This window comes from Paraprevotella clara YIT 11840 (genome assembly GCF_000233955.1).
Taxonomy (GTDB): domain Bacteria; phylum Bacteroidota; class Bacteroidia; order Bacteroidales; family Bacteroidaceae; genus Paraprevotella; species Paraprevotella clara.
In genome coordinates this window covers 1-245 of the sequence record NZ_JH376651.1, presented here as the reverse complement: position 1 = coordinate 245, position 245 = coordinate 1, and the positions used below count along the sequence as shown (strand labels likewise).

The following is a 245-nucleotide window of genomic DNA, read 5'->3' as shown; positions in this document are numbered from 1 at the left end:
CTTTTGAAGAAGATGAAATACCGGTAGGAGCTATTATAACTATTGATAACAGAATAATAGCACGTGCGCATAATATGACTGAGCGACTAAATGATGTTACAGCACACGCTGAGATGCAAGCCATTACGATGGCAGCTAACTACTTAGGAGGTAAATACTTAAAAGATTGTACTATGTACCTCACTTTAGAGCCTTGTGCTATGTGTGCGGGAGCCTTATATTGGAGTCAGTTGTCGCGGTTAGTT

1 protein-coding gene is annotated in these 245 nt (G+C 40.4%); it reads left to right on the top strand.

From position 1 onward, the window contains the following. Window positions 1-245 (top strand): nucleoside deaminase (locus HMPREF9441_RS16155; protein ID WP_008622978.1); only part of this gene is annotated, 245 nt, incomplete at both ends.